This window comes from Streptomyces kryoterrae, assembly GCF_054072135.1.
Genome location: NZ_CM133358.1, coordinates 7,692,906 through 7,718,059 on the forward strand (window position 1 = coordinate 7,692,906; position 25,154 = coordinate 7,718,059).

The 25,154-nt window shown below is 69.6% G+C and carries 21 protein-coding genes; 14 read left to right on the forward strand and 7 right to left on the reverse strand.

Annotated elements, in window-relative coordinates; genetic code table 11:
- Positions 1-3: 3 nt before the first annotated feature.
- The 4 genes from ACW4TU_RS34100 to ACW4TU_RS34115 all read left to right on the forward strand — a co-directional run bounded on the left by ACW4TU_RS34100 (position 4) and on the right by ACW4TU_RS34115 (position 3,198).
- Positions 4-723, forward strand: coding sequence for a YggS family pyridoxal phosphate-dependent enzyme (locus ACW4TU_RS34100; RefSeq protein WP_457419549.1), 720 nt, complete (start codon positions 4-6; stop codon positions 721-723).
- Between the two features lie 129 nt (positions 724-852).
- A complete protein-coding gene (locus tag ACW4TU_RS34105) occupies positions 853-1,512 on the forward strand; it encodes a cell division protein SepF (protein WP_457419551.1) in 660 nt (219 codons plus the stop codon).
- Between the two features lie 86 nt (positions 1,513-1,598).
- Complete coding sequence (locus ACW4TU_RS34110; protein WP_457419553.1) at positions 1,599-1,889, forward strand: YggT family protein; 291 nt, start codon at positions 1,599-1,601, stop codon at positions 1,887-1,889.
- A gap of 46 nt (positions 1,890-1,935) precedes the next feature.
- A complete protein-coding gene (locus ACW4TU_RS34115; protein WP_457419555.1) occupies positions 1,936-3,198 on the forward strand; it encodes a DivIVA domain-containing protein in 1,263 nt (420 codons plus the stop codon).
- Positions 3,199-3,377: 179 nt separating this feature from the next.
- On the opposite strand, the gene ileS is transcribed toward ACW4TU_RS34115, so the two are convergent.
- On the reverse strand, positions 3,378-6,536 hold the full coding sequence (ileS, locus tag ACW4TU_RS34120; RefSeq protein WP_457419557.1) for an isoleucine--tRNA ligase: 3,159 nt from the start codon (positions 6,534-6,536) through the stop codon (positions 3,378-3,380).
- Between the two features lie 580 nt (positions 6,537-7,116).
- Here ileS and ACW4TU_RS34125 point away from each other — a divergent pair.
- The 4 genes from ACW4TU_RS34125 to ACW4TU_RS34140 all read left to right on the forward strand — a co-directional run bounded on the left by ACW4TU_RS34125 (position 7,117) and on the right by ACW4TU_RS34140 (position 10,085).
- Positions 7,117-7,935 carry a TraR/DksA family transcriptional regulator gene (locus ACW4TU_RS34125; protein WP_457419559.1) on the forward strand — a complete coding sequence of 273 codons (819 nt, stop codon included), beginning with the start codon at positions 7,117-7,119 and terminating at the stop codon, positions 7,933-7,935.
- Between the two features lie 99 nt (positions 7,936-8,034).
- Positions 8,035-8,607 carry a signal peptidase II gene (gene lspA, locus ACW4TU_RS34130; protein ID WP_457419561.1) on the forward strand — a complete coding sequence of 191 codons (573 nt, stop codon included), beginning with the start codon at positions 8,035-8,037 and terminating at the stop codon, positions 8,605-8,607.
- Positions 8,608-8,673: 66 nt separating this feature from the next.
- Complete coding sequence (locus ACW4TU_RS34135; RefSeq protein ID WP_457419563.1) at positions 8,674-9,618, forward strand: RluA family pseudouridine synthase; 945 nt, start codon at positions 8,674-8,676, stop codon at positions 9,616-9,618.
- Positions 9,615-10,085 (forward strand): GNAT family N-acetyltransferase, encoded by a 471-nt coding sequence (locus ACW4TU_RS34140; protein ID WP_457419565.1) that lies wholly within the window; start codon positions 9,615-9,617, stop codon positions 10,083-10,085. Before ACW4TU_RS34135 ends, ACW4TU_RS34140 begins: the two co-directional genes overlap by 4 nt.
- Positions 10,086-10,122: 37 nt before the next feature.
- Here ACW4TU_RS34140 and ACW4TU_RS34145 read toward each other — a convergent pair whose 3' ends face one another.
- A complete protein-coding gene (locus ACW4TU_RS34145) occupies positions 10,123-11,238 on the reverse strand; it encodes a mechanosensitive ion channel family protein (RefSeq protein WP_457419567.1) in 1,116 nt (371 codons plus the stop codon).
- Between the two features lie 80 nt (positions 11,239-11,318).
- On the opposite strand from ACW4TU_RS34145, the gene ACW4TU_RS34150 reads away from it, so the two are divergent.
- Complete coding sequence (locus ACW4TU_RS34150; RefSeq protein ID WP_457419569.1) at positions 11,319-11,888, forward strand: dienelactone hydrolase family protein; 570 nt, start codon at positions 11,319-11,321, stop codon at positions 11,886-11,888.
- Between the two features lie 42 nt (positions 11,889-11,930).
- Here the strand turns inward: ACW4TU_RS34150 and ACW4TU_RS34155 are convergent, their stop codons facing one another.
- The 4 genes from ACW4TU_RS34155 to ACW4TU_RS34170 all read right to left on the reverse strand — a co-directional run bounded on the left by ACW4TU_RS34155 (position 11,931) and on the right by ACW4TU_RS34170 (position 16,791).
- Positions 11,931-13,604 carry an alkaline phosphatase D family protein gene (locus ACW4TU_RS34155; protein WP_457419571.1) on the reverse strand — a complete coding sequence of 558 codons (1,674 nt, stop codon included), beginning with the start codon at positions 13,602-13,604 and terminating at the stop codon, positions 11,931-11,933.
- 136 nt (positions 13,605-13,740) lie between these two features.
- Positions 13,741-14,589, reverse strand: a complete 849-nt coding sequence (locus tag ACW4TU_RS34160) for a thioredoxin domain-containing protein (RefSeq protein ID WP_457419573.1) — start codon at positions 14,587-14,589, stop codon at positions 13,741-13,743.
- A gap of 87 nt (positions 14,590-14,676) precedes the next feature.
- Positions 14,677-15,372, reverse strand: coding sequence for a hypothetical protein (locus ACW4TU_RS34165; RefSeq protein ID WP_457419575.1), 696 nt, complete (start codon positions 15,370-15,372; stop codon positions 14,677-14,679).
- Positions 15,373-15,465: 93 nt separating this feature from the next.
- The gene (locus ACW4TU_RS34170) at positions 15,466-16,791 is read right to left on the reverse strand and encodes a DUF2252 domain-containing protein (RefSeq protein WP_457419577.1); all 1,326 of its coding nucleotides are present in this window, start codon (positions 16,789-16,791) and stop codon (positions 15,466-15,468) included.
- Between the two features lie 236 nt (positions 16,792-17,027).
- Between ACW4TU_RS34170 and dnaE the strand changes: the two genes are divergently transcribed.
- A complete protein-coding gene (dnaE, locus tag ACW4TU_RS34175; RefSeq protein WP_457419579.1) occupies positions 17,028-20,567 on the forward strand; it encodes a DNA polymerase III subunit alpha in 3,540 nt (1,179 codons plus the stop codon).
- A gap of 124 nt (positions 20,568-20,691) precedes the next feature.
- Here the strand turns inward: dnaE and ACW4TU_RS34180 are convergent, their stop codons facing one another.
- Positions 20,692-20,865: a hypothetical protein gene (locus ACW4TU_RS34180; protein ID WP_457419581.1), complete on the reverse strand. Its 174-nt coding sequence runs from the start codon at positions 20,863-20,865 to the stop codon at positions 20,692-20,694.
- Between the two features lie 249 nt (positions 20,866-21,114).
- On the opposite strand from ACW4TU_RS34180, the gene ACW4TU_RS34185 reads away from it, so the two are divergent.
- The 4 genes from ACW4TU_RS34185 (at position 21,115) to ACW4TU_RS34200 (ending at position 25,137) form a co-directional block, all read left to right on the forward strand.
- Entirely contained in the window at positions 21,115-22,335 is a 1,221-nt protein-coding gene (locus ACW4TU_RS34185) for an NYN domain-containing protein (protein ID WP_457419583.1), read from the forward strand.
- A 118-nt stretch (positions 22,336-22,453) separates the two neighbouring features.
- Positions 22,454-23,425 (forward strand): ABC transporter ATP-binding protein, encoded by a 972-nt coding sequence (locus ACW4TU_RS34190; protein ID WP_457430469.1) that lies wholly within the window; start codon positions 22,454-22,456, stop codon positions 23,423-23,425.
- Positions 23,426-23,546: 121 nt separating this feature from the next.
- Positions 23,547-24,374 (forward strand): ABC transporter permease, encoded by an 828-nt coding sequence (locus tag ACW4TU_RS34195; RefSeq protein ID WP_457419585.1) that lies wholly within the window; start codon positions 23,547-23,549, stop codon positions 24,372-24,374.
- Positions 24,375-24,408: 34 nt separating this feature from the next.
- Complete coding sequence (locus ACW4TU_RS34200; RefSeq protein ID WP_457419587.1) at positions 24,409-25,137, forward strand: hypothetical protein; 729 nt, start codon at positions 24,409-24,411, stop codon at positions 25,135-25,137.
- Positions 25,138-25,154 lie beyond the last annotated feature (17 nt).

Consider the following 25,154-nt stretch of genomic DNA (forward strand, 5'->3'; position numbering starts at 1 on the left):
GACATGACAGACCGTAAGGGCGAACTCACCGCGAATCTGGCGGCAGTCGAGGAGCGTATCGCGACGGCCTGCTCGGCGGCGGGCCGCAAGCGCGAGGAGGTGACGCTGATCGTCGTCACCAAGACCTACCCCGTGAGCGATGTGCGGATTCTGTGGGAGCTCGGTGTGCGTCATGTGGCCGAGAACCGCGACCAGGACGCGGCGCCCAAGGCCGAGGCGTGTGCGGATCTGTCGCTCACCTGGCATTTCGTGGGCCAGTTGCAGACCAACAAGGTACGTTCCGTGGTCGGTTACGCCGGTGTCGTGCAGTCCGTCGACCGTGACCGGCTGGTCTCCGGGCTGTCCAGGGAGGCCGTACGGGCCGGGCGCGAGGTCGGCTGTCTGATCCAGGTCGCGCTGGACGCGGAGGAGAGCGCGCGCGGGGAGCGTGGAGGCGTGGGGCCGGGCGGAGTCGGGGAGTTGGCCGACCTGGTCGCCGGGGCCGAGGGGCTCAGGCTGGAGGGGCTGATGACCGTCGCACCGCTGACCGGACCGTACGCCGGACGTGAACTTGCGGCGTTCGAGCGGCTGATGGATTTGTCGACTGCTATGCGCCGCACCCATCCGGCTGCGAACATGGTGTCCGCAGGGATGAGTGCGGACCTTGAAAAGGCCGTGGCTGCCGGGGCGACACATGTACGCGTCGGCAGTGCGGTACTCGGAGTCCGTCCCAGGCTCGGGTAACGTCGCCAGGAAGTCGGACCACAGCAGAAAATATGGTCATTATCGCTGAGAGGCGGTAATAACGACCTCGTGGATCGCGGGCACTTGGCATACGTCAGTCGATCCACCACAGAGCGGAGGACTCAGAGCATGGCCGGCGCGATGCGCAAGATGGCGGTCTACCTCGGCCTCGTGGAGGACGATGGGTACGACGGCCGGGGATTCGACCCCGATGACGACTTCGAGCCCGAACTCGACCCGGAACCCGAGCGCGACCTGCGGCGGCGTGAGCCCTCGCACCAGCCGCACGGTTCGCACCAGTCCCACCAGCCTCATCAGTCCCAAAGGGACGAATCGGTACGAGTGGTGCAGCCGTCCGCTCCGCGTGATCCGCTGCCGCATTCCGCTTCGCTGGGCGCGGAATCCGGGCGTCCGGCGCGGATCGCACCCGTGGCGTCCATCACACAAGAACGTCAAAGCCTGGAGAAGAACGCACCGGTGATCATGCCCAAGGTCGTGTCCGAACGAGAGCCTTACCGGATCACCACGCTCCACCCCCGGACGTACAACGAGGCCCGTACCATCGGGGAACACTTCCGTGAGGGCACGCCTGTGATCATGAATCTCACTGAGATGGATGACACAGATGCGAAGCGACTTGTCGACTTTGCGGCCGGTTTGGTGTTTGGTCTTCACGGCAGCATCGAGCGGGTGACGCAGAAGGTGTTCCTGTTGTCGCCTGCTAACGTCGATGTCACGGCGGAGGACAAGGCCCGCATCGCAGAGGGCGGGTTCTTCAACCAGAGCTGAGACGCACGACCGGAAACAGCGGTAACAAGGCAGTACCAGCAGCAGCACCGACAGCACGGAAACATGGGGAGAGGGAAGCGCGGATCATGAGCGTGGTTGGACAGGTTCTCTACATCGCGCTGATGTGCTTCCTCATCGTGCTGATCTTCCGGTTGGTCATGGACTACGTCTTCCAGTTCGCCCGCTCATGGCAGCCCGGCAAGGCGATGGTGGTCATTCTGGAGGCCACCTACACTGTCACTGATCCACCGCTCAAGCTTCTGCGGCGGGTCATCCCGCCGTTGCGTCTCGGGGGCGTGGCGCTCGACCTGTCCTTCTTCGTACTGATGATCATCGTGTACATCCTGATCACCGTCGTCACGAAGGTGTTGGTGTGAACGATACGGTCTTGCCGAATGCCGACGACTACGTTGAGGTGAAGAGATGCCATTGACCCCCGAGGATGTGCGGAACAAGCAGTTCACGACCGTCCGCCTCCGAGAAGGCTATGACGAGGACGAGGTCGATGCCTTCCTCGACGAGGTTGAAGCCGAACTGACCCGCCTGCTCCGCGAGAACGAGGACCTGCGCGCCAAGCTGGCAGCTGCCACGCGTGCCGCTGCCCAGAACCAGCAACAGGGCATGCGCAAGCCTCCGGAACAGGACCAGCAGCAGGGTATGCAGCAACAGGGCATGCCCCAGCAAGGCATGCCGCAGCAGGGTATGCCGCAGGGCATGCGAGGCCCCGGCGGCCCGGTGCCCGCCGGCATATCTGGTCCGCCGCAGCAGCAGATGGGCGGCCCCATGGGCGGCCCGCCCCAGCTGCCCAGCGGTGCCCCGCAGTTGCCCCCCGGCCAGGGTGGCCAGCAGGGTCCCGGCCCGATGGGTCAGGGCCCCATGGGCCAGAACCCGATGCAGGGTCAGATGGGCCAGGGCCCCATGGGCCAGGGTCCGATGCAGGGCCAGATGGGCCAGGGCGGTATGCCCGGCCAGATGCAGCAGATGCCCGGTCAGCAGATGCAGGGTCAGATGCAGCAGATGGGCGGCCCGATGGGCGGTCCCCCGCAGATGATGGGCGGCCCCGGTCAGGGTCCCGGTGGCGACAGCGCCGCACGTGTTCTCTCGCTGGCCCAGCAGACCGCCGACCAGGCGATCGCCGAGGCCCGTTCCGAGGCCAACAAGATCGTCGGCGAGGCACGCAGCCGCGCCGAGGGCCTGGAGCGCGACGCCCGCGCCAAGGCCGACGCTCTTGAGCGGGACGCGCAGGAGAAGCACCGCGTCGCGATGGGCTCCCTGGAGTCCGCCCGCGCCACGCTGGAGCGCAAGGTCGAGGATCTGCGCGGCTTCGAGCGCGAGTACCGCACCCGTCTGAAGTCCTACCTGGAGTCGCAGCTGCGTCAGCTGGAGACCCAGGCCGACGACTCGCTGGCCCCGCCGCGTGCTCCGGCCGCGGCCTCCCTGCCGCCGTCCCCGGCGCCCTCGATGGCTCCGGCCGGCGCCGGTGCTCCGTCGTACGGCGGCAACCAGGGCATGGGCAACCAGGGCATGGGTGGTCCCGGCCCGGCCGGTCCGTCCTACGGCGGCCAGCAGCAGATGTCCCCGGCCATGACCCAGCCCATGGCTCCGGTCCGGCCGCAGGGCCCGTCTCCGATGGGTCAGGCTCCCTCACCGATGCGCGGCTTCCTGATCGACGAGGACGACAACTGACGGCCTTTAGTACGCCTTAGGCGTCGTCGGCGTTCAGGGTGGGGCCCCGGATTTTCATCCGGGGCCCCACCCTTTTGCGTTGCCTCTTTCACGCCGGTGACGCCGAAGGCCCGGTTCCGCCAAGTCCTTGGGTTCTCGTGGTCGGCGGAACCGGGCCTTCGTGTGTGCTGTGCGTGGCGTTACGCCTTGCGCAGGCGGAACGTCAGTGACAGGCCCTCGTCCGTGAACGGGTCCCCGTAGGTGTCGTCCGCCTCGCCCTGAACGAAGTCCGTCGCCAGGACCTCGTCGGCGATCAGGCCCGAGTGCTCGGTCAGCGCCGCGGTGACCGCCGGGTCCGTGGACGTCCAGCGGAGCGCGATGCGGTCGGCCACGTCGAGGCCGCTGTTCTTGCGGGCCTCCTGGATCAGCCGGATCGCGTCACGGGCGAGGCCCGCCTGACGCAGCTCCTCCGTGATCTCCAGGTCGAGGGCGACCGTCGCGCCCGAGTCGGACGCCACCGACCAGCCCTCGCGCGGGGTCTCCGTGATGATGACCTCGTCCGGCGCCAGCGTGACCGTCTCGCCGTCGACCTCCACCGACGCCGTGCCCGCGCGCAGGGCGAGGGACAGCGCTGCCGCGTCGGCGTTCGCGACGGCCTTCGCGACGTCCTGGACGCGCTTGCCGAACCGCTTGCCCAGGGCGCGGAAGTTGGCCTTGGCGGTGGTGTCGACCAGCGAGCCGCCCACCTCGGAGAGGGACGCCAGCGAGCTGACGTTCAGCTCCTCCGTGATCTGCGCGTGCAGTTCGCGGTCGAGGGTGTCGAAGCCGGCCGCCGCGACCAAGGCGCGGGACAGCGGCTGACGCGTCTTCACGCCCGACTCCGCGCGCGTGGCACGGCCCAGCTCGACCAGCCGCCGAACGAGCACCATCTGCTTCGACAGCTCCGGGTCGATCGCGGACAGGTCCGCCTCGGGCCAGGACGTCAGGTGGACGGATTCGGGGCTGCCCGGGGTCACCGGCACCACCAGGTCCTGCCAGACCCGCTCGGTGATGAACGGGGTCAGCGGGGCCATCAGCTTCGTGACCGTCTCGACGACCTCGTGCAGGGTGCGCAGCGCGGCCTTGTCGCCCTGCCAGAAGCGGCGCCGGGACCGGCGGACGTACCAGTTGGACAGGTCGTCGACGAACGCCGACAGGAGCTTGCCGGCGCGCTGGGTGTCGTACGCCTCCAGGGCCTGCGTCACCTGGTCGGTGAGGGCGTGGAGTTCGGACAGGAGCCAGCGGTCCAGGACCGGGCGGTCGGCCGGGGCCGGGTCCGCCGCGGACGGGGCCCAGTTCGACGTGCGCGCGTACAGGGCCTGGAAGGCGACCGTGTTCCAGTACGTGAGGAGCGTCTTGCGGACGACCTCCTGGATGGTGCCGTGCCCGACGCGGCGGGCCGCCCACGGGGAACCGCCGGCCGCCATGAACCAGCGCACCGCGTCCGCGCCGTGCCGGTCCATCAGCGGGATGGGGTCCAGGGTGTTGCCCAGGTGCTTGGACATCTTGCGGCCGTCCTCGGCGAGGATGTGGCCGAGGCAGACCACGTTCTCGTACGACGACTTGTCGAAGACGAGCGTGCCGACCGCCATCAGCGTGTAGAACCAGCCGCGGGTCTGGTCGATGGCCTCGCTGATGAACTGCGCCGGGTAGCGCGACTCGAACAGTTCCTTGTTCCGGTACGGGTATCCCCACTGCGCGAACGGCATCGAACCCGAGTCGTACCAGGCGTCGATGACCTCCGGCACGCGCGTGGCCGTCTGTCCGCAGCCGTCCTGGGGGCAGGCGAAGGTGACCGCGTCGATGAAGGGGCGGTGCGGGTCCAGGTCCGACTGGTCGGTGCCCGTGAGCCCGGTCAGCTCCGCGCGGGAGCCGACGACCGTGAGGTGGTCCTCCTCGCAGCGCCAGATCGGGAGCGGGGTGCCCCAGTAACGGCTGCGCGAGAGTGCCCAGTCGATGTTGTTGTTCAGCCAGTCGCCGAAGCGGCCGTTCTTGACCGTCTCCGGGTACCAGTTGGTCTTCTCGTTCTCCTGGAGGAGACGGTCCTTGACGGCCGTGGTGCGGATGTACCAGGACGGCTGCGCGTAGTAGAGGAGCGCGGTGTGGCAGCGCCAGCAGTGCGGGTAGCTGTGCTCGTACGGGATGTGCTTGAAGAGGAGGCCGCGCTGCTGGAGGTCCTCGGTGAGCTTTTCGTCCGCCTTCTTGAAGAAGACACCGCCCACGAGGGGGACGTCCGCCTCGAAGGTGCCGTCCGGGCGGACGGGGTTCACGACCGGCAGGCCGTACGCGCGGCACACCTTGAGGTCTTCCTCACCGAAGGCGGGGGACTGGTGGACCAGACCCGTGCCGTCCTCGGTCGTCACATAGTCCGCGTTCACCACGTAGTGGGTGGGGACGTCCGTCGGGAACTCGACGAGCTCGAACGGACGTTGATAGGACCAGCGCTCCATCTCGGCGCCGGTGAAGGTCTGTCCGGTGGGCTGCCACTCCTCGCCGAGCGCCTTGGTGAGGAGCGGCTCGGCGACGACGAGCTTCTCGCTGTCGGGCGAACCGTTCGTCGCGACCACGTAGGTGACGTCGGGGTGGGCGGCGACCGCGGTGTTGGAGACCAGCGTCCAGGGCGTCGTCGTCCAGACGACGAGGGCGGCCTCGCCGGCCAGCGGACCGGAGGTGAGCGGGAAACGGACGTACACGGAGGGGTCGACGACCGTCTCGTAGCCCTGGGCCAGCTCGTGGTCCGACAGGCCGGTGCCGCAGCGCGGGCACCAGGGGGCGACGCGGTGGTCCTGGGTCAGCAGGCCCTTGGTGAAGATCTCCTTCAGCGACCACCAGACCGACTCGATGTACTCGGGGTCCATCGTGCGGTAGGGGTCGTGGAGGTCGGTCCAGTACCCCATGCGGGTCGTGAGCGCCTCGAAGGCGTCCGTGTGCCGGGTCACCGACTCGCGGCACTTGGCGTTGAACTCGGCGATGCCGTACGCCTCGATGTCCTGCTTGCCGGAGAAGCCGAGCTCCTTCTCGACCGCCAGCTCCACCGGGAGGCCGTGGCAGTCCCAGCCGGCCTTACGGGCCACGTGGTAGCCGCGCATGGTGCGGAAGCGCGGGAACACGTCCTTGAAGACGCGTGCCTCGATGTGGTGGGCGCCCGGCATGCCGTTCGCGGTGGGCGGGCCCTCGTAGAACACCCATTCGGGGCGCCCCTCGGACTGCTCAAGGGTCTTGGCGAAGATCTTCTGGTCGTGCCAGAAGTCGAGCACGGCGTGCTCAAGGGCGGGCAGGTCGACCTGGGCGGGCACCTGGCGGTACGTCGGCGTTGTCATCAGCGAGCTTCCTCCGGCGGACTTTCTGCCTTCCGTCGGAGGGACGAGAGCCGGAATTCTCCGGACGCCGTGTACGGCGTACTCCCGCGGTACCACCCTCCTTGGCTCTCCGGTGCGTCGTGCGCACCGATGAGCCCCCTCATTGGGGTCGCGATACCGGGTCTACTGGCCTTGGCTGGGCTGCTCGCCCCGCTTCGGCTTTCTTCCGGCGGCTCCGGGGTGATCTTCGCGTCGCGCTCGCCCCCGGGCTTCCACCGTCCCCGGGTCGCTCTGGGCTGCGTACGCCGCTACTCGTCCCCATCCACGCTTCTCGCTCCGGCCAGTGTACGGCGCCCCGCGGACGGCGGCCGACCGGTTTTCCGGGCCACCCGAATGGCCAGGGCCGGGTGTCCGGATTCCGGGACGCGCGGCTCGGCGGATTACCGGGCGGGGAGCTGGGCACAACGCTTGCAGGCCTGCCCCGCGGGAGCGGTGGGGTGGGCGAATCGGGTGGCGCTCCCCGTTGCCGCGGGACTCAAGTCGATTTATCGTCCCAGCACGATTCGCGAGCAAGATCACGATATGTGAAGGGGCCGCGGCCATGGTGGCGAAAAAGACCGCCGAGCAGCAGTCGACGACCGGCAGATCCACCGGATCCACGGCCTCGGGGGCCTCCGGCAGTGGCAAGGGCACGGACGCGAAGAAGAGCGCTCTCAAGAAGGGCGCCGCGAAGAAGACCGCGGCTGTCGTGAAGACAGCCGCGGTGAGGACAGCCGTCGGGAAGAGGGCTGCCGCTCCCAGAAGCACCACAGCTCAGGGCGGCGCCGGTAAACGCACTGCCACGAAGAGCACCTCCACGAAGAGCACGACCAGGAAGAGCACCGCCAGCAGGGCGGGCGCGGCCGAGGCCGCGAAGACGACGGGAGCCACGACGGTGGTTGCGAAGAAGACTGCGGGTACGACCACGACGGCGAAGAAGCCCAGCGCGGTCCCCAAGGCGCGGATCGTCGCGGCGCCGGAGCCGGGCGAACTCGCCGTACGCCCCGGTGAGGACCCATGGACCCCGGAGGAGGTGGCGGAGGCACGCGACGAGCTGCAGTCCGAGGTGCAGCGGCTGCGCGCCGAGATCGCGGCCTCCGAGCAGTCGCTCGCGGGTCTGATGCGGGACTCCGGGGACGGCGCGGGCGACGACCAGGCGGACACCGGCACCAAGAACACCACGCGCGAGCACGAGATGGCGCTGGCGGCCAACGCGCGCGAGATGCTCGTCCAGGACGAGCGGGCCCTGGAACGGCTGGACACGAGCACGTACGGCCTGTGCGAGAACTGCGGCAACGCGATCGGCAAGGCGCGTATGCAGGCCTTCCCGCGCGCGACGCTGTGCGTCGAATGCAAGCAGAAGCAGGAGCGCCGCTACTGACCGGCCGCCGATCCTCGCCGTGTGCCTCCTGCGCTCCTGTGTGCCAGGAGGCGTGTCGTACTCTCGTCCTCAGTCAGGAACCTAGGTTGAGGGACTCACGTGGCAGAGGCGGAGCGCATCATCGGTACGCCGGACATCCCAGACGCGGCGGGAGCCGAGCCGGAAACCCCGGACGAGCGGCCCCGGGGCAGGCGCCGGATCCTCGTGCTGTTCACGGTCGCCGCGCTGGCGTACGCGCTGGACCTCGCCAGCAAGATGATCGTGGTCGCCAAGCTGGAGCACCACGCGCCGATCGAGATCATCGGGGACTGGCTGAGGTTCGAGGCGATCCGCAACGCGGGCGCCGCCTTCGGCATGGGTGAGGCCTTCACGGTGATCTTCACGGTCATCGCCGCGTCCGTGATCGTCGTGATCGCCCGTCTGGCCCGCAAGCTCTACAGCGTGCCCTGGGCGATCGCGCTCGGTCTGCTGCTCGGCGGCGCGCTGGGCAATCTGACCGACCGGATCTTCCGCTCACCGGGCGTCTTCGAGGGCGCGGTCGTCGACTTCATCGCGCCCAAGCACTTCGCGGTCTTCAACCTGGCCGACTCGGCGATCGTCTGCGGCGGCGTCCTGATCGTTCTGCTGTCCTTCAAGGGGCTCGACCCGGACGGGACCGTCCACAGGGACTGACGGGCTGGGCGGGGTTTGTCCACAGGCGCGGTCGGGGGTGTCGGGCCCGTCCTGCATACTCGACAGGTGAGTACGATTCCCGAGATCCGCAACCTGCCCGTGCCGGACGGCCTGGAGGGTGAGCGTGTCGACGCCGCCATCTCCCGGATGTTCGGCTTCTCCCGTACGAAGGCCGCCGAGCTGGCCGCGGCGGGGAAGGTCATGGTCGACGGCTCGGTGGTCGGCAAGTCGGAGCGGGTGCACGGCGGGGCCTGGCTCGAGGTCGAGATGCCGCAGGCGCCCGCCCCCGTGCAGGTGGTGGCCGAGCCGGTCGAGGGCATGGTGATCGTGCATGACGACGACGACATCGTCGTGATCGTCAAGCCCGTCGGCGTGGCCGCGCACCCCTCGCCCGGCTGGACCGGGACGACCGTCATCGGCGGGCTCGCCGCCGCCGGATACCGCATCTCCACCTCCGGTGCCGCCGAGCGCCAGGGCATCGTGCACCGGCTCGACGTCGGCACGTCCGGCCTGATGGCGGTGGCCAAGTCGGAACGTGCGTACACGTCGCTCAAGCGCCAGTTCAAGGAGCGCACGGTCGACAAGCGCTACCACGCGCTGGTCCAGGGCCACCCCGACCCGATGAGCGGCACGATCGACGCGCCCATCGGCCGGCACCCCACCCACGACTACAAGTGGGCGGTCACGGCCGAGGGCAAGGCGTCCGTCACGCACTACGACCTCATCGAGGCGTTCCGCGCGGCCTCCCTGCTCGACGTGAAGCTGGAGACCGGCCGCACCCACCAGATCCGCGTCCACATGGCCGCCCACCGGCATCCCTGCGTCGGCGACCTGACGTACGGGGCGGACCCGACGCTCTCGAAGCGGCTCGGCCTGACCCGCCAGTGGCTGCACGCCGTACGCCTCGGCTTCGAGCACCCGGGGGACGGGACCTGGGTCGAGTTCGAGAGCGACTACCCGGACGACCTGGCCACCGCCCTGGAGCGGGTGCGCGAGGAGACCTACGCATGACCCTGCCGTCGTACGTGGTGCGCGTCGCCGAGGATCCCGCCGACCGCGAGGCCTGTTTCGCGGTGCGCAAGGAGGTCTTCGTCGCCGAGCAGCGGGTGCCGGAGGACCTGGAGTACGACGAGTTCGACGCGGGCGCGCTGCATGTGGTGGCCGTCCGGGAGGACGGGGCGGCGCTCGGCACGGGACGGTTGCTGTACGGGGAGGCCGCGGTCGGCCGGACCGGGGGCGACCTGTCCGTGGGGTCGCTCGGGCGGCTCGCGGTGCGGAAGGAAGCGCGGGGGCTCGGGGTCGGGGCCGCCCTCGTGCGGGGTATCGAGGCGGCGGCTCGGGGGCTGGGGCTTGCCGCGGTGGATCTGCATGCGCAGACCTCCGCGCTGGGGTTCTACGAGCGGCTCGGGTATGCGGGGTACGGGGTCGAGTTCCACGAGGCCGGTATCGCGCATCGTGCGATGCGGCGTTCTTTCTAGGGTTCCCTCCCACCCACGCACCGCCCGTCGGAGGTATCTAGCCTCGGCCGGCTGTCCTCGGTGTTTCGTGGGCCCTGCGCGGTGTTCCGTCCTGGAAGCGGCGGGCCGTCTGGTTGCCCGGAGGCAGGGACGCGTCCGCCGTGTTGACCCGGGGGAGGGCGTACGGGTGCTGCTCGGTCAGCCAGCGGATCATGCCCTCGCGGACGTGTACCCGGACCTTCCAGACGTCGTCCGCGTCCTTCGCCGTCACCAGGGCGCGTACCTCCATGGTGCTCGGCGTGGCGTCCGTGACGGACAGGTCGCAGGCGCGGCCGTCCCAGGCCGGGCACTCGCGCAGGAGGTCGCGGAGCTTCTCCCGCATCGCCTCCATGGGCGCGCTGTGGTCGAGGTGCCAGAAGACTATGCCGGTCATCTGGGCCCCGCCCCGCGACCAGTTCTCGAAGGGCTTCGAGGTGAAGTAGGACACCGGCATCGTGATGCGGCGCTCGTCCCAGGTGCGCACGCTCAGGAACGTGAGCGTGATCTCGTCGACCGTGCCCCACTCGCCGTCCACCACGACGGTGTCGCCCAGGCGCACCATGTCGCCGAAGGCGATCTGGAACCCCGCGAACATGTTGCTCAGCGTCGACTGGGCCGCCACACCCGCGACGATGCCCAGGATTCCGGCCGACGCCAGCAGCGAGGCGCCGGCCGCCCGCATCGCCGGGAACGTCAGCAGCATCGCCGCCACCGCCACGACGCCCACGACCGCCGCGACCACCCGCGTGATCAGCGACACCTGGGTGCGGACCCGGCGGACCCGGGCCGGGTCGGGGTGGATACGGGCGTAGCGGGTGTATGAGGTGTCCACGACCGCCGTCGCGATGCGGACGATCAGCCAGGCCGTCGAGCCGATCAGCACCAGCGTCAGGGCCCGGCCGACGGCGACCTGGTGCTCCTTGAGCAGGTCGGCCTGGTGGTAGGACCCTCTGAGCAGCGCCGCGCACAGGACGAGCTGGTAGGGCACGCGGCCCCGGCGCAGCAGTCCCCACAGCGGTGTCTCGGTCTGCCGTTCGTCCGCCTTGCGCAGCACGCGGTCCGTGGCCCAGCCGATGAGCAGCGTGAGCACGACCGAGCCACCGAGGACGATCAGCGGGCGCAGTACGTTCTCCATGCCGGAGAACGTAACCGGTGGAGGGCGGTCCTGAACATGTGGGGGGCTTCTGTGTCAGTGGTCACTGGCACGATGTCCACATGAACGTGATGCTCTTTCACTCGACCTATGGGCTTCGCCCCGCCGTACGTGCCGCGGCGGACCGGCTGCGGGCGGCCGGACACGAGGTGTGGACCCCCGACCTCTTCGACGGGCACACCTTCGAGACCGTCGAGGAGGGCATGGCCTTCAAGGACGCCATAGGCAAGGACGAGCTGCTCAGACGGGCGATCCTGGCCGCCGCGCCCTACTCCGGGCGGGGGCTGGTGTACGCGGGGTTCTCGTTCGGTGCCGCGACCGCGCAGACGCTCGCGCTCGGCGACGCCAAGGCGCGCGGGCTGTTGCTGCTGCACGGCACGTCGGACATCGCCGAGACCGCGTCGGTGGACGAGCTGCCGGTCCAGCTGCACGTGGCCGAGCCGGACGCGTTCGAGACCGACGACTGGCTGGGCTCCTGGTATCTCCAGATGGGCAAGGCGGGCGCCGACGTGGAGATCTACCGGTACGCCGGGGCCGGTCACCTCTACACCGACCCCGACCTGCCGGACTACGACGAGGAGGCGGCCGGGGCCACCTGGCGGGTGGCGCTCGGCTTCCTCGACAGTCTGTAGGGCCGGTTCTTCGGGATCGTCAGCCGACCGGCCGTCCGCGGGCTACACCGGGGCGTACGTCCGCTCCACCTTCTGGGTGCCGCTGAGCGTGCGGTACGAGCGCCACCAGGTCGAGGTCGCGTTCGCCTTCGTGCGGTCGGACAGCACGTAGTAGTCCATCTGCGCGCGGTCCGCGGTGATGTCCAGGACGCCGTAGCCGTGCCGGTCGGTGTCGACCCAGTGGACGTGCCGGTTGGCCGCCTGGATGATCGGCGCGGCGAGCGCGGTGACGGTGCCCTCGGGGACCTTGAGGATGTCGTCGAGGTTGTCGGAGGTGACCGACGTGACGACGAACTCCGTGGCGGCCGAGGCCGACAGCGGGTAGGTGCCGGCGTCCACGGGCACGTCGTTGGCCCAGGCCATGTGGATGTCGCCGGTCAGGAAGACCGTGTTGCGGATCGCGTTGGAGCGGAGGTGGGCGAGGAGTTCACGGCGGTCGTCCGTGTAGCCGTCCCACTGGTCGGTGTTGAGGGCGAGCCCCTCCTTGGGCAGGCCGAGCAGTTCGGCGAGCGGCTTCAGGAGGTCGGCGGTGAGGGAGCCGATGACGAACGGCGAGATCATCACCGAGTTCCCGACCAGCCGCCAGGCGGTGTCGGAGGCCTTCAACCCCGCCTTCAGCCAGTCCAGTTGGGCCCGGCCGGTGATCGTACGAGCCGGGTCGTCGACCGTACCGCTGCCGGTGGACACCTGCTGGGAGCGGAAGGAGCGCAGGTCGAGGAGGGAGAGGTCGGCGAGCTTGCCGAAGCGGAGGCGCCGGTAGGTGGTGCCCGCGATCGCCGGGCGGACCGGCATCCACTCGAAGTAGGCCTGCTTCGCCGCCGACTGCCGGCTCGACCAGGTGCCCTCCGTGCCCTCGGTGTGGTTCTCGGCGCCGCCCGACCACGCGTCGTTGGCGAACTCGTGGTCGTCCCAGATCGCGACGACGGGGGCCGCCGCGTGCAGGGCCTGGAGGTCGGAGTCGGTCTTGTAACGCCCGTGCCGTACGCGGTAGTCGGCGAGCGTGAGGATCTCGTGCGCGGGGGAGTGCGGTCGTACGACGGTGCCGCGGGTGCCGTACCCGCCGGTGCCGTACTCGTAGATGTAGTCGCCGAGGTGCAGCCAGGCGTCCAGGTCGCCGCGCGCCGCGAGGTGGCGGTACGAGGAGAAGTAGCCGGCCTCCCAGTTGGCGCAGGAGACCACGCCGAAGCGCAGACCCGTCACCGCGGCGTCCGCGGCGGGCGCGGTGCGGGTGCGGGCGGCGGGGGAGTCCGTGCCGCCGGCGGAGAAGCGGAACCAGTAGTCCGTGGCGGGCGAGAGACCACGGATGTCGGCCTTGACCGTGTGGTCGGCGGCGGCCGTCGCGGTGGTCGAGCCCTTGGAGACGACGTTCGCGAACGCCTTGTCGAGGGCGACGGTCCAGCTCACCTCGGTGTCCGGGCCGAGCCCGGAGCCTGGTATCGCCTCGGCGGTGGGTGTCACGCGCGTCCACAACAGGACGCCGTCCGGCAGCGGATCGCCGGAGGCGACCCCGTGCAGGAACGCGGGGACCTCGGCAGCGGCACGGGCGGGCAGCGCGGCGGCCAGCGGACCGGCCAGTACGGCGGTCGCCGCGGCGGCCTTGACGACCGTACGGCGGCGTGGGGCGAGGGAGTTGACCCGGGCGCCCGTGGACTCGGAGGAAGAGCTTCGACTCGTCACGGGCGCTGAGATTACTGATCAGTAGGCCAGAAGAGCGGGCGAACGACAAAAGTTCGCCCGCTCTTCGGCTGAACGTCCACCGGGGCCGAGCGGCGGACCGTACGACAGGCGCTCCGAACGCGCCGGAACCCGCTGCTCAGGCCTTCAGCGCCGCCGTGATCGCCGTGGTGAAGTCGGCGACCGTCATGGGCGCGTTCTCACTGTTCGGGGCCGTGAGCTTCTTGCCGTCCATCACCAGGCTCGGAGTGCCGTTGACGCCGTCCTTGTTGGTGTTGAACGTCTGGGACATCGCCAGCGCCCAGGCGTCGTACGTGCCGTTCTTGACGGCGGTCTGGAACTTCGTGTTGTTCTTGAGCGCGCCGACCGTGTCCGCCACCTTGATCAGGTAGTCGTCGCTCTTGAACTTGTCGTCCGTCTCCTCGGGGTGGTACTTCGCCGAGTAGAGCGCGGTCTTGTACTCCAGGAACGCCTCCGGGCTCACGTTCAGCGCGGCACCCATGGCGCTCATCGCGTTCTTGGAGCCCTCGCCGCGGGAGCCGATCTGGATCTTCCCGCTGTCGTCGGTGTCACCGTCGAGGAACGTGCCACCGATGTACTGGATCTTGAACTTGCCCGCGTCGAAGTCCTGCTTGAGGGTCGAGCCGACCGTCTGCTCGAACTGGGCGCAGATCGGGCAGCGCGGGTCCTCGTACAGCTTGAGGGTCTTCTTGGCGGTGCTCTTGCCGAGGATCACCGTCGTGCCGTTGGTGCCCGTGGTGTTGGCCGGCGCGACGACCTTCGCGTCCTTCGCCGTGTCCCAGTAGCCCGGCTTGTTGTTCTGCACGACCGCGTAGCCGATACCGCCGGCTATCGCGAGGACGGCGACGACGGCACCGGCCACGATGACCTGCCGCTTGACCTTGTCGCGCTTGGCCTGGCGCTCGCGCTCCTCGCGCAGACGTTCACGGGCCGCGTTCTTGGACGCCTGGCTGTTTCGCTTGCTCATGCTGGTGATCTCCCTGGGGGACGCGTACGCGGCATGGGCGGCGTACACGGAAACGAATGAGGGCCTGCCGGTGCTCGGTGCTGTCGCTCAGGCGAAGGCGAGCAGGCTCGGGCGCGGCGGTCCCCGTCGTCCCAGGGAGTGCACGAGCAGACGCGCGCGGAGGGCGGCGACGCGCTGAGCCGGCCGCGGCAGACGGCGTACCGCCGGGGCGGACCGGACCGTCACCGCGGCGGCGGCCAGCAGCAGCGGACGGAAGGTGGAGGTGGTGAGCGCGCCCAGCAGCTGGGCCAGGGCCCGCTCGCCCCGGCGCAGCCAGGCGGCGGCCAGCAGCCCCACGCCGACATGCGCGGCCAGCAGCAGCCAGGCCGTCGACGGGCCCGAGTGGGCGAGCAGCGCCGCCACCCGGTCGGTGTCGGTACCCGCCACCCGGGCCAGCGGGGTGCTCACACCGTCGCCGGCGCACAGCACGTCGAAGCCGACCGAACGCAGCGGGCCGGCCACCGGGCCGCCCGCCCGGCCGTAACAGACGGTCTGGCCGGTGGTGAAGACCGTGTCGGCGGCCAGCTCCAGCGGGATCAGCAGAGCCGCGATCCGGGCGAAGCCGCGCTCACGGCCGGCCAGGGCGTACGCGACGACGAAGACGGCGGCGGCGATCACGGCCACCGTCCCCATCGGCAGCGGGACCCGGGACAGCAGCACGTGCGACGCGCTGCTGAGTGTCACGACGAGTGCCGTGAACAGTGCCGCGCGTACGGCTCTGAGGTGGGTCCCGGATATGTCCATAGCGGAGGTGAGTGTGTCACGGACTCCTGTAAGAGGCCCCTAAAAGCTCCCTGTGAGCCTGTGCACTGTCGGAAGAGGTGTCCAATGGGCTGTCTAGAGACCCGGGATCCGGCCGTTGCGGAACAGGTCCACGAAGGTCTGGTGGTCGCTGCGCGCGCGTGCGCCGTACTCGTGGGCGAAGTCCACCAGGACGTCCGCGAAGCCCGCCTCGTCGGCCGCGATCACCGCGTCGATGGCCCGCTCCGTGGAGAAGGGCACCAGGGACTCGCCGGACTGGTCGTCCGCCGCCGCGTGCATCGTGGCCGTCGCCCGGCCCAGGTCGGCGACGACGGCCGCGATCTCCACCGGGTCGTCGATGTCACCCCAGTCCAGGTCAACGGCGTACGGCGACACCTCGGCGACCAGCTGACCGCGGCCGTCCAGCTCGGTCCAGCCCAGCCACGGGTCGGCGTGGTCCTGGAGGGCGCGCTGCGAGATCACCGTGCGGTGGCCCTCGTGCTGGAAGTAGCCGCGGATCGCCGGGTCGGTGATGTGCCGGGAGACGGCCGGGGTCTGGGCCTGCTTGATGTAGATCACCACATCGTTCTCCAGGGCGTCCGTGGCGCCCTCCAGAAGGATGTTGTAGGAGGGCAGCCCGGCCGAGCCGATGCCGATGCCGCGACGGCCGACGACGTCCTTCACCCGGTACGAGTCCGGGCGGGTCAGGGACGACTCCGGCAGCGTCTCCAGATAGCCGTCGAAGGCGGCCAGCACCTTGTAGCGCGTGGCCGCGTCCAGCTCGATGGAGCCGCCGCCCGGCGCGAACCGGCGCTCGAAGTCACGGATCTCCGTCATCGAGTCGAGCAGCCCGAACCGCGTCAGCGAGCGCGCGTCGCGCAGCGCGTCCAGCAGCGGACCCTGGGCGGTGTCCAGGGTGAACGGCGGCACCTCGTCGCTCTTCGCGCCGGTCGCGAGGGCACGGATGCGCTCGCGGTACGCGCCCGCGTACGTCCGGACGAGCTCGGTGATCTGCTCGTCGGAGAGCGCCTTCGCGTACCCGATGAGGGCCAGGGAGGCGGCGAGACGCTTGAGGTCCCAGGTGAAGGGCCCGACGTACGCCTCGTCGAAGTCGTTCACGTTGAAGATCAGCCGGCCCTCGGCGTCCATGTACGTGCCGAAGTTCTCCGCGTGCAGGTCGCCGTGGATCCACACGCGCGCGGTGCGGTCGTCCAGGTAGGGTCCGCCCCGCCGCTCGGCCTCCAGGTCGTGGTAGAAGAGGCACGCCGTACCCCGGTAGAACGCGAACGCGGAAGCCGCCATCTTGCGGAACTTCACGCGGAACGCGGCCGGATCGGCGGCCAGAAGCTCTCCGAACGCGGTGTCGAAGACGGTGAGGATCTCCTCGCCGCGGTGCTCGGCGCTGAGCTGCGGAACCGACATCGCTGGGTGCCTCCTGGTGCAGGTGGTGCAAGACGAATGGGGCCGGACAGGCCGACCGGGGAGACGAATGACTCCGTCGTCCCCCCAACGTCCGAAGGTACGCCTCAGTGCCCACGACCCGCTCACGAACGTACGGGGAGCCGCCTCCCGCTGTCAGTGCCGAGGCTTAGACTTCGTCGCTGTCCCCCCAGACTGCCCGCAGCCTGTCGCCGAGCGTTTTCCATGGAGGCCATGCCGTGTCAAAGCCGCCGTTCACGCACCTGCACGTCCACACCCAGTACTCGCTGCTGGACGGTGCCGCGCGGCTCAAGGACATGTTCGAGGCGTGCAACGAGATGGGCATGACCCATATCGCCATGTCCGACCACGGCAACCTCCATGGCGCGTACGACTTCTTCCACACCGCCAAGAAGGCCGGTGTCACGCCGATCATCGGCATCGAGGCGTATGTGGCGCCCGAGTCGCGGCGCAACAAGCGGAAGATCCAGTGGGGCCAGCCGCACCAGAAGCGCGACGACGTGTCGGGTTCCGGCGGTTACACCCACAAGACGATCTGGGCGTCCAACGCGAAGGGCCTGCACAACCTCTTCAGGCTGTCCTCGGACGCCTACGCGGAGGGCTGGCTGCAGAAGTGGCCGCGCATGGACAAGGAGACCATCTCCCAGTGGTCCGAGGGGCTCATCGCCTCCACCGGCTGCCCCTCCGGCGAGCTCCAGACCAGGCTGCGCCTCGGCCAGAAGGAGGAGGCGCTCAAGGCGGCCTCCGAGTACCAGGACATCTTCGGCAAGGACCGGTACTTCCTGGAGCTGATGGACCACGGCATCGAGATCGAGAGCCGGGTCCGTGACGGCCTCCTGGAGATCGGCAAGAAGCTCGGCATCCCGCCCCTGGTGACGAACGACTCGCACTACACGTACGCGCACGAGTCGGTCGCACACGACGCGCTGCTGTGCATCCAGACCGGCAAGAACCTCTCCGACCCCGACCGCTTCCGCTTCGACGGCACCGGCTACTACCTGAAGTCCACGGACGAGATGTACGCCATCGACTCCTCGGACGCCTGGCAGGAGGGCTGCGCCAACACCCTCCTGGTCGCCGAACAGATCGACACCGCAGGCATGTTCGAGGCCAAAAACCTCATGCCGAAGTTCGACATCCCGGACGGCTTCACCGAGATCACCTGGTTCCAGGAAGAGGTCCGGCTCGGCATGAACCGCCGCTTCCCCGGCGGTGTCCCCGAGGACCGCCAGAAGCAGGCGGAGTACGAGATGGACGTCATCATCCAGATGGGGTTCCCGGGGTACTTCCTCGTCGTCGCCGACTTCATCATGTGGGCCAAGAAGCAGGGCATCGCGGTCGGCCCCGGCCGTGGTTCCGCGGCCGGTTCGATCGTCGCGTACGCCATGGGCATCACCGACCTCGACCCGATCCCGCACGGCCTGATCTTCGAGCGGTTCCTCAACCCCGAGCGCGTCTCCATGCCCGACGTCGACATCGACTTCGACGAACGCCGGCGCGTCGAGGTGATCCGGTACGTGACCGAGAAGTACGGCGCCGACAAGGTCGCCATGATCGGCACCTACGGCAAGATCAAGGCGAAGAACGCCATCAAGGACTCCGCGCGCGTGCTGGGCTATCCGTACGCCATGGGGGACCGGCTCACCAAGGCGATGCCCGCCGACGTCCTCGGCAAGGGCATCGACCTCAACGGCATCACCGACCCCTCGCACCCGCGTTACAGCGAGGCCGGTGAGATCCGGGCGATGTACGAGAACGAGCCCGACGTGAAGAAGGTCATCGACACCGCCAAGGGCGTCGAGGGTCTGGTCCGGCAGATGGGTGTGCACGCGGCCGGCGTCATCATGTCCAGCGAGCCCATCGTGGACCACGCCCCGATCTGGGTGCGGCACACCGACGGCGTGACCATCACCCAGTGGGACTACCCGCAGTGCGAGTCGCTGGGCCTGCTGAAGATGGACTTCCTGGGCCTGCGCAACCTGACCATCATGGACGACGCCGTCAAGATGGTGAAGGCCGGCAAGGCCGTCGACCTCGACCTGCTGGCCCTGCCGCTGGACGATCCGGCGACGTTCGAACTGCTCCAGCGCGGTGACACCCTCGGGGTGTTCCAGTTCGACGGCGGCCCCATGCGCTCGCTGCTGCGCCTGATGAAGCCCGACAACTTCGAGGACATCTCCGCCGTCTCGGCGCTCTACCGTCCCGGCCCGATGGGCATGGACTCGCACACCAACTACGCGCTGCGCAAGAACAAGCTCCAGGAGATCACCCCGATCCACAAGGAGCTGGAGGAGCCTCTCCAGGAGGTCCTCGCGGTCACCTACGGTCTGATCGTCTACCAGGAGCAGGTGCAGAAGGCCGCCCAGATCATCGCCGGGTACTCCCTCGGCGAGGCCGACATCCTGCGCCGTGTGATGGGCAAGAAGAAGCCCGACGAACTGGCCAAGAACTTCACCATCTTCCAGGCCGGCGCCAAGAAGAACGGCTACAGCGACGAGGCGATCAAGGCCCTGTGGGACGTCCTGGTCCCCTTCGCCGGATACGCCTTCAACAAGGCCCACTCGGCCGCGTACGGACTGGTGTCCTACTGGACCGCCTATCTGAAGGCCAACTACCCGGCCGAGTACATGGCGGGTCTGCTCACCTCGGTCAAGGACGACAAGGACAAGTCCGCGATCTATCTGAACGAGTGCCGGCGCATGGGTATCAAGGTGCTCCCGCCGAACGTCAACGAGTCGATGTCCAACTTCGCCGCCCAGGGCGACGACGTGATCCTCTTCGGCCTCTCCGCGGTGCGCAACGTCGGCACGAACGTCGTCGAGTCGATCATCAAGTCCCGCAACGCCAAGGGGAAGTACGGCTCCTTCCCCGACTACCTCGACAAGGTCGAGGCCGTCGTCTGCAACAAGCGGACCACGGAGTCGCTGATCAAGGCCGGCGCCTTCGACAGCATGGGGCACACCCGTAAGGGCCTCACCGCGCACTTCGAGCCGATGATCGACAACGTGGTCGCGGTGAAGCGGAAAGAGGCCGAGGGACAGTTCGACCTCTTCGGCGGCATGGGCGAGGCGGAGACCAGCGAGCCCGGCTTCGGCCTCGACGTCGAGTTCACCACCGACGAGTGGGACAAGGCCTATCTGCTCGCCCAGGAGCGGGAGATGCTCGGCCTGTACGTCTCCGACCACCCGCTCTTCGGCCTGGAGCACGTCCTGTCCGACAAGGCCGACGCCGGCATCTCCCAGCTCACCGGAGGTGAGCACGCGGACGGCGCGGTCGTCACCATCGGCGGCATCATCTCCGGCCTCCAGCGCAAGATGACCAAACAGGGCAACGCCTGGGCCATCGCCACCGTCGAGGACCTCGCCGGTTCCATCGAGTGCATGTTCTTCCCGGCGACCTACCAGCTGGTGTCGACCCAACTCGTCGAGGACGCCGTCGTCTTCGTCAAGGGACGCCTCGACAAGCGCGAGGACGTGCCCCGGCTGGTCGCGATGGAACTCCAGGTCCCCGACCTGTCCAACGCCGGCACCAACGCGCCCGTGATCCTCACGATCCCCGCGCTGAAGGTCACCCCGCCGATGATCAGCAGGCTCGGCGAGATCCTCAGCCACCACAAGGGCGAGAGCGAGGTCCGCATCAGACTCCAGGGACCGAGCAAGACCACCGTGCTGCGGCTCGACCGCCACCGGGTGAAGCCCGACCCGGCACTCTTCGGCGACCTGAAGGTGCTGCTCGGACCGTCCTGCCTCGCCGGCTGACCGGCGGATGTGAGTGAGGGGCGCACCCGGTTCCGGGTGCGCCCCTCACTGTGTCCGGGCTTCAACAGCCCGCTGTTCAGCTGTCTGTCGTACCGAGTGGCGGGTCAGTGGCGGTCAGGGCGGCTCAGTTGTGGCCGAAGCGCTTCTGCCGGCCCTTGCGTGCCATGTCACCGGGAGTCACCTGGGTGGCGCGCTGCTCGACCTGCGACTCCATCGAGGAGGACTTCGCCTGCTCGGTTCCGCGCTCGGCCTGCGACGCCTGTTCGTGCGGGCGACTCTGCTTTTTGTTCTTGGCCATGGTGATCTTCCTCCTGAGGGGGATCTAGGGGCCAAATCCGGAATCAGATTCACATGGCCCGACAAAGCGCGCATGTCAGAGAATTACCGTGCGTAATGTCGTACGTAATAGGGTCGAATCGTGCGGTGGGACCCTCGGCCGACCCGGGGAACGCCACGCCGAAGATCGAGTTCGGGCCGTTAACCCCCGCGCGGTCGGGCAGACTCGAAGCAAGCCCGAAGCAAACCTCCCGGAAAGAGGGTGGATCGCGTGGACCGCTGCATCGTCCTGGTGGACGCCGGGTATCTGCTGGGGGCCGCCGCGAGTCTTCTCGCCGGAGAGCCCTCGCGGTCCCGCATCACCGTCGACCACCCCGCCCTCATCCAGGGCCTGCGAGAGCGCGCCGAATCGGACACCGAACGGCCACTGCTGCGCATCTACTGGTTCGACGGCGCCCCCGACCGGGTGCCCCAGCCCGAGCACCGCAGACTCCGCGTGATGCCCCGGGTCACCGTCCGGCTCGGCGCCCTGACCCGCAGCGACGGACGGTGGGCCCAGAAGGGCGTCGACGCCGCCATGCACGCCGAGCTGACCGAGCTGGCCCGCAACCGCGCCTGCTCCGACATCGTCCTCGTCACCGGCGACGGCGATCTGCTGCCGGGCATGATGGCGGCCAAGGAGCACGGGGTCGCCGTACACCTGTGGGCCGTGCAGGCCGCCGACGGCGACTACAACCAGTCCGAGGACCTGGTCGCCGAGGCCGACGAGCGGCGCGTCCTCGACCGTACGTGGATCACCAAGGCCGTACGGGCCAAGGAGCTCGGCGGGGTCTGCGCACCGCAGCCCGCGCCCCGCCCCGAGATCGCCGCGATCCTGTCCGCGCCGCTGCCCGAGTCGGCGCACGCGCAGGCGGCCGAGCGGGACACCGGCGAGCGGCAGGAGCACTCGGCGGCACCCGCCGAGCAGAACGGCGAGCAGGAGCGCGTACCCACCGCCAAGGGCGTACCGACCCCCAAGGACCTGGCCGCGCTGCGGGCCCCCGGCGCCCAGCCCGCCCAGCCTCCCGCCAACGCGACCCTGCGCTGGTCCTCCGACAAGGGCTGGGTCGACCGGCCGGGCGTGGCCGCCGAGCCCCCCGAGATCGCCGCCATGCCGACGCTCGCCCAGCTCACCTCGGCCGAGCAGCGGTGGGCCGACCGCGAGGAGGACATCACCACGGTCGGCGGTGATCCGTACGAGGTCGGACAGGTGTTCTCGCGCCGCTGGATGGAGCGCCTCCCGGAGCCCGCCCAGGTGCAGAAACTGTCCACGATGTACCCCCGCATCCCGCACCGCATCGACGGCGAACTGCTGCGCTACGCCGCCCGCTTCGGCCTGCTCGCCCACAAGGACGACCAGATCGACGAGCACGACCGGTACGCGATCAGGGCCGGCTTCTGGCGCGAGATCGACGTCCGTACGACCGCGGAACACGCGCCCGCCGGGGATTGACCGGCCCCCGCGGTGGAAGGACGGGCGGGGGTTGGATTTCAGGCGGAGTCGGGCACCCCGTACTCTCGCCTTCGTGAGTACGCGCACGGCACACGCAGCCCGACACGGTGACGACGTCGTGTGCGCGGTGCGCGATCTCACCAAGACCTATCGCGCGGTACGCGGCCGACGCGGCGCCCCGGGAACACCCGAGGTGCAGGCCACCGACGCCGTGGACCTGGACGTCCGGCGCGGTGAGATCTTCGGCCTGCTCGGGCCGAACGGCGCCGGCAAGTCGAGCCTCGTCCGGCAGATCACCGGCCTGATGCGCCCCGACCGGGGCAGCGTCGAGATCCTGGGCCACGACGTGGTGCGCCACCCCGAGCGCGCCGCGCGCATCCTCGCCTATCTCGGCCAGGAGTCCAGCGCCCTCGACGAACTGACCGTCTCACTCGCCGTCGAGACCACCGCGCGGCTGCGCGGCCTGGAGGTACGGCAGGCGCGCGCGGAACGGGACGCGGTCCTGGAGGAACTCGGGCTCACCTCCCTTGCCGCCCGGCCCATCCGCAAACTGTCCGGCGGGCAGCGGCGGCTCGCGTGCTTCGCCACCGCGCTCGTCGGGGAACGTCCGCTGCTCGTCCTCGACGAGCCGACGACCGGGATGGATCCGGTGGCGCGGCGGGCGGTGTGGTCGGCGGTCGACCGGCGGCGCGCCGAGCGCGGTACGACGGTGCTGCTGGTGACGCACAACGTGATCGAGGCCGAGACGGTTCTCGACCGGGTGGCTGTTCTCGACCGGGGACGGGTGATCGCGTGCGACACCCCGTCCGGGCTGAAGGAGCAGGTGGCCGGCGAGGTCCGGGTCGATCTGGTCTGGCGGGAGGCGGCGCCCCTGCACGTCCCCGAGGTCGCCGCGCTGCGGGACCGGGCGGTCGAGTCGGGGCGCAGGTGGACGTTGCGGCTGGCTCCCGAGGAGGCCCGCGCGGCCGTCGCCACCGTCACCGGCGGGGCCGCCTTCACGGCGCTGGACGACTTCACCCTGGCCACGCCGAGCCTGGAGGACGTGTACCTGGCGCTCGGCGGGAAAGCGCAGGGGCTGGTGAAGGCGTGAGCGGCAGGGCGGGTACGACCGGCGTGAGTGCGCGGGGCTCCGGATCCGTACGGGTGGGCGGGCGGACGCCGTCGGGGGAGAGGGCGGCTGTCGTGACCGGGACGAAGAGGAGCAGCTCGACGTGAGTGTCGTACCCGCCGAGGCGCTGCCGGGCAGCGCCCTGGCCATGGAGGAGACGCCCGCGCGCCGCGCGACGGCCGAGCTCGGGCCGCGTGCGCGCCTGTGGCCCGCGCTCGTCGCGGTGTACCGGGCGCAGTTGTCCCGGGCCCGGGTCGCGCGGATTCCGCTGCTGTTCGTGGCCACCTTCCAGTCCGTCGGGATCATGATCCTGATGCGGGGTGTCGTGGATGGGGGCAACGAGGCTCGGGCCGTGGTGGCCGGGGCTTCGGTGCTCGTCGTGGCTTTCGTCGCGCTGAATCTGCTCGCCCAGTACTTCGGGCAGCTGCGGGCCAGCGGTGGACTCGACCACTACGCGACGCTGCCGGTACCGCCCGCGGCCGTGGTGCTCGGCGCGGCGGGGGCGTACGCCTCCTTCACCGTGCCGGGGACCGTCGTGACAGCGGTGTTCGGGTGTCTGCTGTACGGGCTGCCGCTGACACACCTGTGGGTGCTCGCCCTGGTGATCCCGCTCGCGGGGGCCGCGCTCGCCGGGCTCGGCGCCGCGTTCGGGCTGCTCGCGCCCCGGCCGGAACTCGCGACGCTGCTCGGGCAGTTGGGCATGTCGGCGGCGCTTTTGCTGGGGGTGCTGCCGGCGGACCGGATGCCGGGGGTGGTGCGGTTCGCGCGGGATCTACTGCCTTCCACCTACGGCGTGGAGGCCTTCGCCCGGACCTTCGGGTCCGACCCCGACTGGGCCTTCGTGTTCGGTGACCTCGCCGTGTGCGCGGGGGTCGGGGTGGCCTCGCTGGCCGTCGCGACCTGGGCGTACCGTCGGGCGGCCGTCCGGTGACGCGCCGCACAGACGGGCCTGGCACGATGTCAGGGTGACCGCACCGCTGACTCCGCCTCCGCCGCCGCATCAAGAGCCCTCCCACGACCGTGACGAGGCCTCGCGGTCCCAGCAGCCCCTGCAGCAGCAGCCCTCGCTCCAGCAGGCCCCGGACGGCCGGTCCCGGCAGTTCTGGCCGGAGCCGTCGGGGGGAAGCGGGTTCGCACCGGCGTACAGCCAGGACGGCCCCGGGATGAAGACCGAGCTGCGGGAGGCCGCCGTCGTCACGGTGGCTCTGGCGCTCGGTGGGGTGCTGCTCGGGCTGTTGTGGTGGTGGCTGGCGCCGAGTGTGCCGCTGGTCGGCGACATCGTCGAGAACCGGTGGATCGTGTACGTCAAGGACAGCGAGGGCGAACAGGCGATCGGGGTCGACGGAACGTTCACTCTGCTGGCGTTCGCCCTGGGGGCGGTGAGCGCGCTGGGGGCGTTCCTGGTGCGGCGGCGTGGGGGTGTGCCGCTGGTGGTCGCGCTGACGGTCGGGGGTGTGCTCGGGTCGGTGCTGGCGTGGCGGCTCGGGGTGTGGCTGGGGCCCACCCAGGATGTGCTCGCGCACGCGAAGGACGTGGGTAAGGGGGTGACGTTCTCGGCGCCGTTGAAGTTGGGGGCGAAGGGGGCGTTGCTGGTGTGGTCCGTGGGCGCGCTGGTGGTGCATCTGGGGTTGACGGGGTTGTTCGGGCCTCGGGATCCGGAGCTGGGGGAGTATGGGCAGGTGCCTCCTGCTTGACGTGCGGTTTCTCGCCC